This window comes from Vagococcus sp. WN80Y (genome assembly GCF_059621045.1).
The window spans coordinates 31592-47818 of record NZ_JCAQHY010000149.1; the positions used below are offsets into that span (position 1 = coordinate 31592).

Annotated in this window: 14 protein-coding genes; 11 read left to right on the top strand and 3 right to left on the bottom strand. The window is 37.8% G+C overall.

Annotation, left to right across the window (positions count from 1 at the left end; translation table 11 throughout):
- Both AC5KOD_RS10800 and mgtE read left to right on the top strand, forming a co-directional pair.
- Positions 1-903 (top strand): RluA family pseudouridine synthase, encoded by a 903-nt coding sequence (locus AC5KOD_RS10800; RefSeq protein ID WP_496914568.1) that lies wholly within the window; start codon positions 1-3, stop codon positions 901-903.
- Between the two features lie 15 nt (positions 904-918).
- The gene (gene mgtE, locus AC5KOD_RS10805; RefSeq protein WP_496914569.1) at positions 919-2283 is read left to right on the top strand and encodes a magnesium transporter; all 1365 of its coding nucleotides are present in this window, start codon (positions 919-921) and stop codon (positions 2281-2283) included.
- A 34-nt stretch (positions 2284-2317) separates the two neighbouring features.
- Here the strand turns inward: mgtE and AC5KOD_RS10810 are convergent, their stop codons facing one another.
- A complete protein-coding gene (locus tag AC5KOD_RS10810) occupies positions 2318-2956 on the bottom strand; it encodes a copper homeostasis protein CutC (protein ID WP_496914570.1) in 639 nt (212 codons plus the stop codon).
- Positions 2957-3068: 112 nt separating this feature from the next.
- On the opposite strand from AC5KOD_RS10810, the gene AC5KOD_RS10815 reads away from it, so the two are divergent.
- The 4 genes from AC5KOD_RS10815 (at position 3069) to recD2 (ending at position 8055) form a co-directional block, all read left to right on the top strand.
- On the top strand, positions 3069-3920 hold the full coding sequence (locus AC5KOD_RS10815; protein ID WP_496914590.1) for a methyltransferase domain-containing protein: 852 nt from the start codon (positions 3069-3071) through the stop codon (positions 3918-3920).
- A gap of 249 nt (positions 3921-4169) precedes the next feature.
- Complete coding sequence (trmL, locus tag AC5KOD_RS10820; protein ID WP_496914571.1) at positions 4170-4676, top strand: tRNA (uridine(34)/cytosine(34)/5-carboxymethylaminomethyluridine(34)-2'-O)-methyltransferase TrmL; 507 nt, start codon at positions 4170-4172, stop codon at positions 4674-4676.
- Positions 4677-4713: 37 nt separating this feature from the next.
- Positions 4714-5340, top strand: a complete 627-nt coding sequence (locus tag AC5KOD_RS10825) for a histidine phosphatase family protein (protein ID WP_496914572.1) — start codon at positions 4714-4716, stop codon at positions 5338-5340.
- A gap of 129 nt (positions 5341-5469) precedes the next feature.
- Entirely contained in the window at positions 5470-8055 is a 2586-nt protein-coding gene (gene recD2 / locus AC5KOD_RS10830; protein ID WP_496914573.1) for an SF1B family DNA helicase RecD2, read from the top strand.
- A gap of 79 nt (positions 8056-8134) precedes the next feature.
- On the opposite strand, the gene AC5KOD_RS10835 is transcribed toward recD2, so the two are convergent.
- Positions 8135-9094: a diacylglycerol/lipid kinase family protein gene (locus tag AC5KOD_RS10835; protein WP_496914574.1), complete on the bottom strand. Its 960-nt coding sequence runs from the start codon at positions 9092-9094 to the stop codon at positions 8135-8137.
- Positions 9095-9665: 571 nt separating this feature from the next.
- Here AC5KOD_RS10835 and AC5KOD_RS10840 point away from each other — a divergent pair.
- The 3 genes from AC5KOD_RS10840 (at position 9666) to AC5KOD_RS10850 (ending at position 12634) form a co-directional block, all read left to right on the top strand.
- Positions 9666-9938, top strand: coding sequence for an aldo/keto reductase (locus AC5KOD_RS10840; RefSeq protein WP_496914575.1), 273 nt, complete (start codon positions 9666-9668; stop codon positions 9936-9938).
- 1701 nt (positions 9939-11639) lie between these two features.
- Positions 11640-11969 (top strand): YrdB family protein, encoded by a 330-nt coding sequence (locus AC5KOD_RS10845; protein ID WP_496914576.1) that lies wholly within the window; start codon positions 11640-11642, stop codon positions 11967-11969.
- A gap of 173 nt (positions 11970-12142) precedes the next feature.
- Entirely contained in the window at positions 12143-12634 is a 492-nt protein-coding gene (locus AC5KOD_RS10850) for a QueT transporter family protein (RefSeq protein ID WP_496914577.1), read from the top strand.
- Between the two features lie 119 nt (positions 12635-12753).
- Here the strand turns inward: AC5KOD_RS10850 and argS are convergent, their stop codons facing one another.
- The gene (gene argS, locus AC5KOD_RS10855; RefSeq protein ID WP_496914578.1) at positions 12754-14445 is read right to left on the bottom strand and encodes an arginine--tRNA ligase; all 1692 of its coding nucleotides are present in this window, start codon (positions 14443-14445) and stop codon (positions 12754-12756) included.
- Positions 14446-14950: 505 nt separating this feature from the next.
- Here argS and AC5KOD_RS10860 point away from each other — a divergent pair.
- Positions 14951-15625, top strand: coding sequence for a hypothetical protein (locus AC5KOD_RS10860; protein WP_496914579.1), 675 nt, complete (start codon positions 14951-14953; stop codon positions 15623-15625).
- Positions 15626-15765: 140 nt separating this feature from the next.
- Complete coding sequence (gene argR, locus AC5KOD_RS10865; protein WP_496914580.1) at positions 15766-16221, top strand: arginine repressor; 456 nt, start codon at positions 15766-15768, stop codon at positions 16219-16221.
- Positions 16222-16227 lie beyond the last annotated feature (6 nt).

Sequence of the window (16227 nt, forward strand, 5' to 3'; positions counted from 1 at the left end):
ATGCGATTTTCATGGACTTATGAGTTAGAGGACTCACAGCCAATTAAACAATACATTAAATCTAAGGGCGTCTCTCGCAGTTTACTGGCCAAGATAAAGTTTCAAGGTGGTACAATAATGGTCAATGAAAAGGTCGAAAATGTGCTGTATCAGTTAAAAAGAGCCGATATTTTGACCATTCAAATTCCAGATGAGGGCGAGCATGAAACGTTATTATTAGATGCTACACCGATCGAGGTCGTGTTTGAGGATGATCATTTCTTGGTCGTAAATAAACCGACAAATGTGGCCTCTATTCCTGCACAGTATCATCCCAATGGGACAATGGCTAATCGTGTCAAATTTTATTTAACTGAAAGACAAGCAGTTAATCGTGTGATTCATGTAGTCACACGGCTCGATCGTGATACGACGGGTTTGATGCTTTTTGCCAAACATGGCTTTGCTCATGCAATGTTGGACAAGTTACTTCGAGAGAAACAGGTAGTGAAAAAATATCAAGCTTTAGTTGGCGGTCAGCTCGACAATTTAAGCTCTCACGGACTGATTGAACTTCCAATCGAACGCGACCTCAGCTCAATTTTAAAACGGCAAACAGGCCCATCTGGCTTGGCATCAAAAACAGAGTATTGGTTAGAGAATCGCTCTCAAAAGGTCGGATTGGTGGATATTCAGTTACATACTGGAAGAACGCATCAGATCAGGGTTCATTTTGAGGCAATTGGTTGCCCTCTGTTGGGCGATGAGATGTATCATGGGGAATTAGGCTTAGGAATTACTCGACAGGCCTTACACTGTGCTCAGTTAGCTTTTGAGCATCCTTTTACCCATAAGCAATTAGATTTACGATTGCCATTACCTGATGATATGGGAAGTGTTTATGAGGAACAAATGAGGAGATAGATTGGAGGAGACACATTGAGCGATAATCAAACGACTGTTGAAGAACCTTACGCGCAATTATTAGCACACCTTCAGGCCGATCAATTGAATGAGTTTAGGGAGTTGTTTTTTGATTTACATCTTTATGAGCAAGGACAATTTTACCTGTCCTTAAATGTAGTAGAACGTCAACGGCTATATACATATCTATCTCCGAAAGAGATGGCGGATATGTTTGATGTCATTGAAGAAGACGAGGAAGATGTTGAAGAGTATCTAACTGAAATGAAGCCTAGTTATGTTGCTGACATGCTATCGGAGATGTACACCGATAACGCCGTTGATACCTTAAATCAGCTGGATAAAACAAGCGTTGCGAAGTATCTAAGCTTGATGAATCCGGAGAGTGCAAGAGAAATCAAAGAGCTTTTGCATTATGAAGATGAGACAGCCGGCTCAATTATGACGACTGAGTTTGTCTCCATTGTTGCTAATCAAACTGTTCGTTCCGCGATGTACTTGTTGAAAAATGAAGCCAAGGCGGCTGAAACTATTTACTATGTCTTTGTTGTGGATCAGGATAATGTATTGGTAGGCGTTATTTCGTTGCGTGATTTGATCATTAATGATGATGATGTGATGATTTCTGATTTAATGAGTGAGCGGGTAATTTCGGTAAAAGTTGGTGATGACCAAGAAGATGTTGCGCGAACCATTCGAGATTACGACTTCTTAGCTGTTCCTGTTACAGATTATGATGATCATTTGTTGGGGATTGTCACGGTTGATGATATTATTGATGTTATCGATGAAGAAGCTGCTAGTGACTATTCTGGTTTGGCAGGGGTTGACGTTGAGGAATCAAGTGAAAATCCGTTTAAAGCGGCGTCAAAACGACTACCGTGGCTGATTACCTTACTATTTTTAGGAATGTCAACTGCTACGTTGATTGGACGCTATGAAGACATGGTGAGTGAAGCGAGTATTTTGGCTGTTTTTATCTCTTTGATAACGGGAACAGCAGGGAATGCTGGAACTCAATCATTAGCGGTCGCTGTTAGAAGGTTGGCTGTTAAGGATGATAAAGATAGTGGCTTTTTTAGCTTGATTTTTAGTGAGGTGTTGACTGGTTTAATTACAGGTGCCGTGACGGGAGTAACAATTTTTGTGGTTGTTGGCATCTGGCAACAAAATTTTCCTCTCGGATTTGTTATAGGAATGGCAATGGTTTGTGCAATTACAGTTGCCAATTTAGCAGGCAGTCTGATTCCTATGCTGATGGATAAATTGGGGTTTGATCCTGCAGTTGCAAGTGGTCCATTTATCACGACTCTTAGTGATTTGACGAGTGTTTTGATTTATTTCAACATTGCTAGTTTATTTATGCAGTATTTCATATAAAAATGAGACTTGACGATTAATCGCCAAGCCTTTTTTATAGTTTAACAATTTTTGTTCCGTGTACTTCGCTAATATTAAGGGCGTCTGCTACTGCTGAAAAGTTATCATAATGAAGACCGCCACCAGGTAGTATTGTTAGTTTATTTTGACTATAATCGATTAATGTTTTGAGTGCTGTGAGATTAGCATCAATCGGAGTTCCGGCCGGTCCGCCATGGGTTAAGATACGCGTAACCCCCCGCTCTGTTAACCAATCAATTGCTTTTAATTGGTCGTTTACAGCTAGCTGATCAAAAGCCATATGGAATGTGACTTGGAGTCCGTCTGAGGCCTCAAGAAGAAGTTCCAGCGCTTCTTCATCCAGTTGATTATCGGCAGTTAAGCAGCCAATCACAACACCGTCTGTTCCTAGTTTTTTTGCTTCAATTAAATCAGTGTGCATGATTTTTAATTCGGTGTCATTGTAGACAAAATCACCACCACGAGGACGAATAATTGTCATAACTGCGACATCTCTTTCATGGCAGTAAGCGATAGTTTCTTTCATGACCCCTTGACTTACAGTCGTTCCTCCAACTGCTAGGTTATCACATAACTCAATTCTTTTAGCACCAGCGGTAATAGCAGCCGGTATATCAGTAAAATTCTCTGCGCAAAATTCTTTAATTAACATTGTATGTTCCTTTCTTTAACTAATCTGAGAATCATTAACTATTGTATCATAAGTTAGTGATAAAATTATGATATGATAAGAGGGAACTATCTAGAAAGGAACGAGTAAGATGCTGTTAAAAAAAATCGATCGTGGTCAACTCTTTTTGAAGGAGCAACTAGCGATATTTCGCTGCCCAAAATGTCATGAAAGGATGGTTAGCGCAGAAGCACATCAGCTTAAGTGCCCTAACAATCATCAATACGATCTATCCAAAAAAGGCACGCTAAATTTTTTGACTCACCCAATTAAAACAGATTACGATAGAGAGATGCTAGGCCATCGTCAAAAGATGATTCAAGCGGGTCTGTATCAACCCCTGTTAGAAAAAATCAATGATATTTTGTCTGAGGAAACTCTTACTACTTTAGTTGATATGGGCTGCGGGGAAGGAAGCTTTTTAAATGAGTTGGCGAAATTAGGCGTCGAAGGGACTAAAATTGGTTTTGATATCTCGAAAGATGGTGTGGGATTAGCAACAGAACAAGAAGTATCGGCCTTTTGGTGTATTGCCGATATGACCAATCTTCCGTTTGCTGACCATCAATTGAGTCACTTGTTGAATATTTTTTCACCAAGTCATTATGCAGAGTTCAGACGAGTGCTAAAATCTGGTGGCAAGGTAATTAAGATTGTTCCAGAGGCAAACTACTTAACAGAATTGCGTCAGGTGTTTTATGAAGATGAGCAGGAGAAGCAACATTACTCAAACGAGAAGGTTGTCAGAAAATTTTCAGAAGAGCTAACATTGATTTCAGAAGAACGACTGACCTATCAATTTGATGTGTCAGAAAAATTGCAACAAGATTTATTGAAAATGTCACCACTTCATTGGGGGGCTTCGACTGATTCTTTGGAAAAAGCCGCAAGTAATTTAATTGAAAAAATCACAATCGATCTCTTAATTTTAGTTGGAGAGAAATAAAACGTTTACAAAAGTGGAAATTTCAAATTAAGGTTGCAAAAGGTAAATCCTTTTGTTATAGTAGTTTTAAAGTTATTTTTCGATAGTTTTTATCAGATTCCTGTTCTGATAAAAGTTAGTGAAAAAAGCTTCACTAACGTAGCGACTCGCAGTGAATTGACACCGAGCCGATACGTTCTTTTTTTTGCCTAAAATCGTAAAGACTCTTAAAATAGAAAGAGAATATAGACACTGTAAAAGGAGAACATCATGACAAATCATATTGTTTTATTTGAACCACAAATACCTGCTAATACAGGAAATATTGCTAGAACCTGTGCCGCGACTAACACACCGCTACATTTAATTGAACCCTTAGGATTTTCAACAGATGATAAGCATTTAAAGCGAGCGGGGTTAGATTATTGGCACGATGTTGAAAGCCATTACTATGAAAATTTAATGGATTTTCTTGAAAAAAAAGGTGAGGGAGAATTACACCTTATCACAAAATTTGGCCATCGAACTTATGACGAAGTGTCATATAATGACGGTCGGGATCATTATTTTATGTTTGGAAAAGAGACTACTGGGCTTCCAGAAGAATTTATGCGTACACATGAGGAACAATGTTTAAGAATTCCCATGAATGATGAGCATGTTCGCTCTTTAAATTTATCAAATACTGCTGCTTTAGTCGTTTATGAAGCATTACGCCAGCAAGGGTTTCCGAACTTGGAATTGACCCATCATTATGACAATGACAAATTAGACTAGTTGTTTCCTTATACTAACTAAGAGAAGAGGGTTATTATTGGATTTATATTTTACTCGTCACGGACGAACTGAGTGGAATCAAATTTTGCGTTTTCAAGGAATGGAAGGTGATTCCCCATTGCTACCAGAAAGTTATGCTGAAATTGAGTGTTTGGGTAAATACTTAGCGGACATCCCCTTTTCAAAGATTTACGCCAGTCCACAAAAACGAGCAAAGGAAACGGCTGAAGGAATTCAGCGCCACTTGAAACAACCAGCTGAAATTGTTTATGCTGATGAGTTAAGAGAAATTGGGATGGGTGAGTTGGAGGGAGCTTTTATAGAGGAGGCTCGTGCTCGTTATGGGGCTAATTTAGAAGCATTACGCTACGCTCCTGATTTATATGATCCCTCTGAATTTGGTGGTGAGCCTTATGAAGAGATGTTAGCTCGTGGTCATAAAATTATCCTAGAAGCTGCTGAAAAGGAGTCTGGCCCAGTCTTATTTGTAAGTCACGGAACAACATTAACTGGCTGTATTCAGACCTTAGCTGGCGCTCAGATTAGTGACGTACGTAAAATGGGTGGACTAGGGAATAATACCTTAAGTATTTTACGAATGGGTGGGACTAAATCATCGCCTTTTGAACTTCGATTATGGAATGATAGTAGTTATCTAACTTAATGACTGTTACAAATGTAAAAATAGTTAACCTCGATTGAGTATTCCTGTCGAAGAGGCTATTTTTTCTTGTTTTTCAAAACTCAAACAGCTATCATAGTAAGAGAAGTCAAACTGAAAGTAGGTGATGACATGGCAGAAATGGAAATAGGGAATGATACTTCTCATATAACGGGAAAAGTGGCGGCAATCTTTTTTCAGAATCAGACAAATTTTTATAAAGTAATCCTAGTCAAGGTTATCGAGACAAACACAGCCTACTTGGAAAATGAGATTGTGGTAACGGGAAATTTTGGGCAGATTCAAGAAGAAGAAACCTACCGATTTAGTGGACACTTAGTGGATCATCCCAAATATGGTAAGCAATTTCAAGTTGAAACCTATCAACAGGATAAACCAACCTCTGCTAGTGGATTGGTCGCCTATTTATCGGGAGAAAATTTTCCTGGAATTGGAAAGAAAACTGCGGAAAATATGGTAGCTATCTTAGGAGAAGAAGCAATTGACGTGATTATGGCACAGCCAGATCGACTGTCTGAGGTCAAGGGCCTTACTAAAGCTAAGCAACAGATGATTGCTGACACAATTCGTCTAAATTATGGCATGGAGCAAATCGTGATTGGACTGAACCAATATGGTTTTGGGAGCCAACTAGCCATGGCTATTTACCAATTGTATAAAGAAGAAACTCTTGAAATAATTCAAGAAAATCCCTATCGCTTAACAGAAGACATTGAAGGCATTGGGTTCAAGCGAGCTGATAATTTAGCAGAACAGATGGGCTATGCCGCTGATTCACCTCAACGAATTCGAGCAGCTATCTTACATGAACTTTTAGCCAGCTGCTTAGAAACTGGTAATACATATATTGAAGCAGAAGAGTTATTGAGAAAAGCTATTACAACGCTTGAAAACAGTCGGCCTTTTGAGATTGGACCTGATTTAGCGGCTGATGAAATTATTCGTTTAGTTGAAGAGGGGAAGATTCAGCAGGAGGGGACACGCCTTTACGAGAATTCATTATTTTTTGCTGAGTGGGGAATTGGAACTGCGATTCAACGATTGTTATCCCGAAAAAAAGAAATCAAGTATGTAGATGATGACATCATGACGGCAATTAAACTATTAGAAACTAATTTGGGAATAAGTTATGGTGAGTCTCAGATTGATGCGATGAAGGCTGCAGTAAAGTCGCCAATGTTTATTTTAACGGGAGGTCCCGGAACAGGGAAAACAACAGTTATTAATGGCATTGTCACATTATTTGCTGAATTAAATGGTCTATCATTGGATATTGAGGATTATCATAACGATATCTTTCCAATTTTGTTGGCAGCACCTACAGGTAGAGCTGCAAAACGAATGAATGAGACTACGGGTTTGCCTGCGAGTACGATTCATCGTCTTTTAGGATTAACTGGACGGGAAAAGAACACTAGTGTAACGGCAAAGGAACTTGAGGGTGGCCTGTTGATTGTTGATGAAATGTCAATGGTCGATACCTGGCTAGGAAATACCCTTTTGAAAGCCATTCCGACAAATATGCAAGTGATCTTCGTAGGAGATAAGGATCAGTTACCATCTGTCGGCCCAGGGCAAGTGTTACATGACTTGTTAGGAATTAATGAAATTCCAAGTCGAGAACTCGTCGAGATTTACCGTCAGGAGGATGGGTCAAGCATTATTCCTTTAGCACATAGTATCAAAAATGGCCAGCTTCCTGATGATTTTACGTCGAACCATAAAGATCGCTCGTTCTTTAATGCTAGTGCGTATCAAATTGAACAAACAATTCGTCAAATAGTGACAAAAGCGAAGGCAAAGGGCTTTAGCGCACAGGATATACAAGTCTTGGCACCGATGTATCGGGGTGTTGCTGGGATTGATAATCTGAATCAGATGATGCAGGAAATATTCAATCCTAATGAAAATGGTCAGCGTAAAGAAGTGGCTTGGAATGATAAGGTCTATAGGATTGGTGATAAAGTATTACAACTAGTTAACAGTCCAGAGTTTAATGTTTTCAATGGTGACATGGGAGAAATTGTCGGGATTATCTATGCAAAAGAATCTGAGGATAAGGTTGATGAACTGGTTATTCAGTTTGATAGCACAGAAGTTTCGTATAAACGGAATGAGTGGAATAAAATTACACTGTCTTATTGCTGCTCAATCCATAAATCTCAGGGGAGTGAATTTAAAATGGTGATACTGCCGATGGTTCGTCAGTATCAGCGAATGCTCCAACGCAATTTACTATATACTGCTTTGACGCGGAGTAAGGATCTCTTGATTTTAATAGGCGAGGTTGGTGCTTTTCGCGAGTGTGTTAACAATGAAGGAATTAACCGGAAAACGAGTTTGAAAGAACGAATTACATCAGCTGATGCGATGACACTCACTCTTAAAACTCAACTTGAGGCCTTTGAGGCTAGTTTAGTTCAGGAGGAGCAAAGTAACTATGAGACCGAGTCCGAGGTCAAACAAGTTGATCAAAAGCAAGCAGTCACGATTGAAAAAGCCGTTGATGTTGTAACCCGTTCGGCTAAGCCTGAGGTAGAAGAATTGTCTCTTTTTACAATAGAAGAGACGCTGCCTACTGAAAGCCAAGAAGTTGAAGCTGAAAAAGACTTAGTTTTAAGGTTATCTCAGGTAGTTGGACAAGAGATAGATCCAATGATTGGCATGGCTCAAGTGACACCTTATGATTTTATGTAAGCCAAAACCAAATAAAAATGATACTAAAAGCTTCTTCAAGATGAACATACTGACTTATTGTTCATCTTGAAGAAGCTTTTTAGAGCCAAAAGGCGCGTTCAACAGTGCTAAATGTAATATCAAATGGACGAGCCCCTAGCTCTTCACCATCAGCTTGTCCATATTGCGAGGTTGTTGAAATAATCTGAATGGACTGACTTTTGACATGATGAACGTAGGGAGAAGTCATGTGTTTTTTTCGCAGTAGCAGACCGATTAGATGGAGTATCTTCAGAAGGTGAATACGTTCTATCAGAATCAAGTCGATCATTGCTGATTTGGAATCAGCAGCTGGTGCGATTGCTATGCCTCCGCCAAAATATGGATGTTTGGTAGTCGTGCAAAGAAAGGCTTTATCAAAACGGAAGGTCTGTCCGTTGGCTTGAATCATCAAAGGAAAGCCTTTTTGCTTTGTTAGGACATTGATCGCCTCGAAAAGATAGGCCAATGAGCCAAGTTTGACTTTGTTAAGCGTTCGTTTTGATGTAGACGAGTTAGAACGCGCCACAATTGCTGCATCGATGCCAATGCCTACATTATTAGTTGCCAAGCCTTCCTCTTCTTGAATTAGTTCATTGTAGTGGAGAAGGTAATAGTTTTGAGGCTCAGGTGTCGCTAAAAGTCGTTCTAAGGCAACTAAAGGCTCACGACTAAGTCCAATCCCTCTTGCAAAATCATTACCGGATCCGCAAGGAATATAGGCAATAGGAATGGTCAAATGGGTGCTAAGCGCATTGATGACTTCGTGAAGTGTACCGTCACCTCCTACAACCACCAATAGAGGAAAGGGAGTGTCTTGCTCATGCTCAGACCAAGGCTTCAAAACAGTTGCCAAAAGTTCTTTTGCTAATTCAATAGCGTGTCCTTGATAGTTGGTTATATAAGCCGTATGAGCGATTTTTTTATGAGTTAATGTCGCTAGTAGTTGGTCGGCTGCTTTAGCTGCATTTCCGCTAGCGGCATTTAGATTCATGATTAAATGTAAATCGAGTTGTGTCATGTTGATCTCCTTTCACAGACTTTTATTATACCAAATTCATTTGATTAAGACTAAGCATATTTACTTAAGAACGAGACAGTTAGAAGTATAATCCTATATTTTGAAAAACTTAAGTATTTACCATAGTGTAAAATCTTTGTTTTAAAAATATAATGTTGACAAACAACATTATTGATCGTGTTATGTGAGCGAATCGTTTGTTTTGATTGTGATGAATGTGGTTCAGTACACACTGAGAAACTGGCTACCCACAATTTTTCTTAGTCAGGGGATCAATCTAAAAGATTCGATAGTGCTGAATACAATGAGTATGTTTGGGGCGCCGATTTAGATTTTTATCGCAACCCTTATCATCGATAAGATTCCTAGAAAAGTTATGGGATTGGGCTAGTTGATTATCATCGCTAGCCTTGGTTATGCCTATTTACTGTAAAGCTCGATTATAGTTATTTCAATTCTTAGTTTCTCTTTGATCTCCTTTGTCTATATATATATATTTGCTATGCTTCAGCTGTGCATGTGCCAGAAATATGGCCGACAGCAGCCAAATTGAGAGGGTCAGGACTAGCCAATGCAGTGGGACAAGTATGTGGAATTGCCGCACCAAACACCGTCGTTTGCTTTTAAATACAACTGGAGTTTTACTGTTAAGTGGTGTGTCACTCGTGACTGCAGTATAGCCAACTTGGCAATTGCTTGGATTCTATCACAGGGCGACAATGTTAATGTTTTGAGTGGTTCAACGATGACTGCCGAGTTAGATGAAAATAGTAAAGCAGCTTCGATTGTATTGTCTGAAGAAGATGTGGCATGTATGAGAGAGCTGGTTGAAAAAATATCATAAGAGTTAAGAATAGCGTAATAAGAGGTTTGTTTATATAAATCTTATGATAGAGATAGACGTTATATCAGTTGATAGTTTGCTAGTTTGGAAAGAAAAAATGATGTGATAGGATTTAGGTGTTATTAGTATTAAATAATCGGGATTAATAGTTGTTTTAATCGAGCTGTTTGAGTGGTTAAAAATAGAACGTGTTATATTAGAGAATTTAGCGAAATTGTTGCCTGAATAGGGTTGACAGTCTTCTGTTATTGATGTATGAATAAGGTGAGAAGGTTTTTAGATCCCCTATTTTTATAAGTGAATACAGAATATAGAATCCTATTGTTCAATGGTTTTAGATTGTTTAAGGAAGTGTCTGGGGGATGGTTAAACGAGAATTAACATAAATTGGTTGTTATTTTAAGTAAGAAAGTGATTTTTATTAGAATAAAAGGCTGGTTAGCAGAAAAAAAGATGTTCTTTTTTTAAAATGATAATTCTGGTTAAAGAGACTGTGTAGCTATATTTTGTCCGAAAGGTTTGAGCTCTTTTTAAAGGATAAAAGAGTATTGTGCAAGTAGGGGGGGTTGTTTGTAGAATTGAGAGAATCCGGATATAGGTAGAAAAATGGCGTTGTGTCACATGTGGCGTGACAAAAATCTAGAACAAGAATTAAATTAGTGAACTGAAGGTTAATGATAAGAGTGATTTAAAATCATAAAAGTAAAAGAAAAATATCGAGTGATGTCACAAGCCGCGTGACAAAAAAAGAGGAAAGATAGAGAGCTAACTAAAGAATGAGCGTGAAAAAAATGGCGTTGTGTCACGTGTGGCGTGACAAAAAATTAGAACAAGAATTAGATTAGTGAACTGAAGGTTAATGATAAGAATGATTTTAAATTATAAAAGTAATAAGAAAAATATTGAGGGGTGTCACGAGCCATGTGACACAAAAATTGAAACTAGATTTAATTTTGCGAACTGAAAGCCCATAATAAGAGAGGGTGAAAGGTTTAAAAGTAGTAAGAAAAATATTGAGTGATGTCATAAACCGCGTGACAAAAAATTGGAACAAGAATTAGATTAGTGAACTGAAGGTTAATGATAAGAATGATTTTAAATTATAAAAGTAATAAGAAAAATATCGAGTGATGTCACGAGCCGCGTGACAAAAAACTAGAACAAGAATTAGATTAGTGAACTGAAGGTTAATGATAAGAATGATTTTAAATTATAAAAGTAGTAAGAAAAATATCGAGTGATGTCACGAGCCGCGTGACACCAAAATTGGATCTAGATTCAAATCTGAGAGTTAAAACCCAGTGATAGAAGAGGTTGCAAGGGGTAAAAGTAGTAAAAAAATATTGAGCAGTGTAACGAGACATGTGACATTAAAAAGAATAGCTTAAAAATAGGTAAGCAAATTAGTTTTTTGTAACTGATTTGTTTACTTATTTTTGATGTAACAATTTACTGAGTGAAGTATAGTGAGACACTTTTCTCCAAATACATTGAGAATAAAATAGATGTGCATGCACCTTAAAGTCAAAAAAACTGATAGATAGAAGTGATCCAGTTCAGCAGTAAAAAGGGGCCCGGTGCTATAAAAAATGAGTGAAAAGTTAGGTATAAGCAATCAGTCTTGATCTGCAATTTTTTATATATTGACTAAACTAATATAGTTAGTTTTTAGTGACTTAATAAATTAGGAGATCAAGTAAGATGAAAGTAGTCAGTGATAGTTTAAGATTTTTACTCGAAGTAACATCGTTATTTTTTTTAGTAAGAAACGGATTTAAGTATTATACCGGTGGTTATAAGCTAGCACTGGGAGTGTTGTTGCCGATAGCAATTATTATTTTCTGGTCGATCTTTATGGCACCAAAATCAGGCTATAGATTTGATGAGATAGGTCGTTTATTTGTTGAAGTAGCTCTTTTTGGTGGAATTGCTTTGCAATTGTATCTTCTAGGCGAAACAGACTATCTGAAATTTTACGGAATTTTTGCAAGTGTGAGTACATTGTGCGAGCATGTATTATTGCGTTGGTAAAATTGAGTGTTACTAAAGATTTTTTAGTGTTTTTTCAGAATTAGTTGCACATTTCGTCAAGCTACGCTATAATCCAAGAGCACTTGTTTTTGAGTTAGCAGTGTGTGAAGTTGTCAAACTCAATGCGGTTCATCAACCATCCCGCATCATCAAAACTTGGAGGAGGTAGAAAAATGACAAGTAGTAAAAAGACTAAAATTCTGGTTCTCAATGGGGTTATAGCGGCCATGTACTTAGCACTTTCAATGCTAACACCTTTTGCTTTTGCACAAGGGGCGATCCAATTTAGGATATCAGAAAGTTTGAATCATCTGGTAGTTTTTAACAAAAAGCTTATGTGGGGTGTTTTAGGAGGCGTTGTCCTTTATAACATGCTCTTTTCAGAGTTTGGCTGGCTAGATGTAGTATTTGGTGGGGGTCAAAGTTTTATTGCGTTAGGGCTAACGGCTATTATTAGCAAATACGTTACTGACATAAAAAAACGGATGATCTTCAATACGATTTTCTTTACTATTAGCATGTTCATGATTGCTTTGATGCTTCATATTGCGATTGAACTTCCATTTTGGCTGACGTTTGGTACGACGGCTTTAAGTGAGTTAATCATTATGAGTGTTTCAGCGCCAATTATGTACTTGATCGGTCAAAACGTCGATCTAACATAGATGCTATAGGGCTATCAATCGGAGAGTTAGACTGTTTGTCTGACTCTTTTTTTTATACTCCAAGGAAATATTATAAAAAATCCCCCGTCTGACTTTTTTCAGACGGGGGATTTTAGTGATTACATTTCCTCTGGCGCTTTTAGGCCAAGTAATCTTAGGCCTTCTTTTAGAACAGTCTTGACTGCGAAAACAAGAGCTAAACGCGCATCTTGTTGCTCATCATCATGAACAATTTTTACATGAGCGTAGTATTTATTAAATGCTTGAGCTAACTGGATAGCATGCTTTGCAATAACTGATGGCTCGTATTTAGTTGCTGCACGTTGAACGATTTGCGGGAAAGCTTGCAAGAGTTTGATTACTTCCCAGCTTTCAACATCGTTTAGTGAGTAATCAGTCTCCGCCTTTGCTGTCCAATCTGTCTTCCGTAGAATTGAGGCACAGCGAGCGTGAGTGTATTGAACATAAGGACCTGTTTCACCTTCAAACCGAACGACTTCCTCTAAAGCAAAATCGAAGTTGTTTAAGCGATCATTTTTCAGATCATGGAAGATGACAGCGCCAACGCCTACTTGACTAGCAATCTCATCTTTATTAGCTAGAGTTGGATTTTTCTCTTCAATCTGTGACTTGGCCAAACTGATTGCTTCACCTAGTACCTCTTCTAATAGAACAATCTTTCCTTTACGCGTGGATAGTTTTTTACCATCTTTGGTGATTAAACCAAAAGGAACATGGTGAATATCATCTGACCAGCCAAAACCCATTTCAGTTAGAACGGCCTTTAATTGCTTAAAGTGAATGGATTGTTCATTACCTACGACATAGAGTGCTTGGGCAAAATCATACTCTTTCTTTCGGTAAAGAGCAGAGGCTAAATCACGAGTGATATAAAGCGTTGCGCCATCTGATTTGCGAATTAAAGCAGGGTTAAGATTGTATTTCTCAAGGTCAACAATTTCAGCACCTTCATTGGTTTCTAGTAGGTTTTTTTCTTCTAGTAATGCAACGGCTTGATCCATCTTATCATTATAGAAGGATTCGCCATTGTAAGAATCAAATTCGATATCTAAAATGTCATAAATCCGTTGAAATTCCTTCAAGGACTCTTCCCTAAACCACTTCCAAAGTTTTGTCGCCTCAGCGTCACCGTCTTCTAATTTTTTAAACCATAAACGGCCTTCATCTTCTAGTTCAGGATGCTTTTCAGCTTCTTCATGGAAATCAACATAAAGTCGCAATAATTCTTTGATAGGAGCATTTCTAACGGCTTCTTCACTGCCCCATTTTTTATAGGCAACAATTAATTTCCCAAATTGCGTGCCCCAATCACCAATATAGTTGATTCGAATCGGAGAATAGTCGATTTTAGTTAAGATATTAGCAAGTGAATTTCCGATAACTGTTGAGCGTAAGTGACCCATTGACATCGGTTTAGCAATGTTTGGTGAAGACATATCAATCGGAATCGTACGACCTTCCCCGATCTCTGCATCGCCATAATGCTCTTTTTCGTTTAAAATTTGTTTAATCACAGCTTGACTAACTTGGCCTTTATCTAAAAAGAAGTTGATATACGGGCCAACAACTTCAACCTTTTCAAAGGCCTCGGTTGGCATTTTTGCAACTAAATCAGCTGCAATTGCTTGCGGTGCTTTGCACAGAACCTTTGCAAGCGTAAAGACAGGAAACGCCACATCCCCGTGTTGACTAGATTTAGGCTTTTCTAAAAGCGCTAAGATTTCTTCAATTGTTAAATAATCAGCAAGGACCTGATGCAGGGCAGCTGCTACTACGTTTCTTTCATTCATAATTAACCTCCAAATAGTTGTGCTTTTCATGACATTCATTTAACCACTCTAAGTTGCAAGAGGGATGAATACTTTCAATAAGTTTCAGAAACTTTTATATTAGACATTGACATTATAACAAAATAATCGTAAAAATACTATCTCTTCGTAGTTGGCATTAGATTAACTGAACTGACAACTGTGAGCAATTGGCAATTATTATAAAGCTCAAAAACGACTGCTTTTTGTGATTAGTTGGTAGTGAGTTGAACGCGTCAAGGGGGCGAGATTTGTTTGAGAGAGAAGTAAATAATAACTGTGCCATTAGAATAGTAAGAGAGCAAGCTTAACTTGTGGACTTACTGTAAAAAATGGAGAAGAAGTTTGTTGAAAAACTGTTAAATAAGTAGTAAGATAGGTAACAGGAATAAATGGTTTTTTTGTCCTTTTTTCAAAAAAGGGGTATTTAAAATGATAAATGAGAGTATGAACTCTTTGTTGCGAAATAGGGTTCAGGAGGTTGGGTATGAAAGTTAGACTTATTTTTTCAAAAAGTAAAAAACAGCATAGTTCAAAAAAGGAAGTCATTCTCATTAAGGTAATCTCGAGAGTTAATCTGGATAAAGAACTTTTCGAAGCAACTATGGCAAAGTATAGTCAGACAGTGAAAGCAAAATATATGTTCGAAAAAGTAACTATAAAAAGAGAGTCGGCAAATGAATACCTATTAATTTGTTACTTGAATCCAAAAACGCTTCAGTCAGCTTCTGAGTCAGCTTTCATAAATTATTTAACATTTATCGGCTTCGTTGGGATTAATGATAAAGAAGAGTTTGAAATGATGGAAACTAATCGATTGGCGCATATTTATAATAGCTGTTTTTTTGAGATGACGAAAGAACAATCATTTGCAAAATATACATCTAGGAAATCCGTCATGACTAAAAGAGAGTTTTTTAGATTGTATCAAAAATTATTTGTTATTCGTGATATGATTGAGCAATTAAGTTATCAAGAGGAACAACCTATTGATTGGACAACGAAAATGGCGGATTGTGACACTATTTTAGATAATATTAACGAGTTTCACTGGAATATGGGGCTGTTCATAATGATCGATGTTAAGGTGAAAAAAGAGTTACGTTATTTTTCTGAATTTTATGATAATACGAAAGAGGCTTTGGCTTTGAGGCAGAGGTAATGGTTGAAAAAATTTGTAAAGAGGAGGAGCAAAATGCCTTCCTCTTTTTTATGTTCAATCAAATATAAATTGAGTAAATAGGGGCGCAATGAAGATAAGTTTGCTATAATTAACTTGATAAATTATAGATGAGGTGAACTATGAAGAAAAGTAGTCGACAAGCAATCATCAAAAAACTCATTCAATCTCATGATATTGAAACCCAAGAAGAATTGATCGCGCGACTTAGTGAAGAGGGCATTCAAGCGACTCAAGCGACTATTTCTAGAGATATTCGTGAACTCGGTATTGTTAAGGGGCATGGAAATCGCGGGGAAGTTAAATACGTTATTATTGAACAGGGACAGCCGGTTAATCGTAACCGCTTAAAGGAAACTGTGGCGGAATCTGTTGAGCGTGTCACACTGGCCCAATTTATTGTTGTCATTCAAACCAGCTTAGGCTCGGCCAATATGTTGGCTGCGATTATTGATGAGCTACAGTTAACTGGTGTTGCAGGGACGATTGCGGGAGCGGATACAATTGCAATTATCACACAAAGTAATCAAGCAGCAAGTGAGTTACATGACTTGATTGTGTCATATACAGAAGACTAGGAGGGG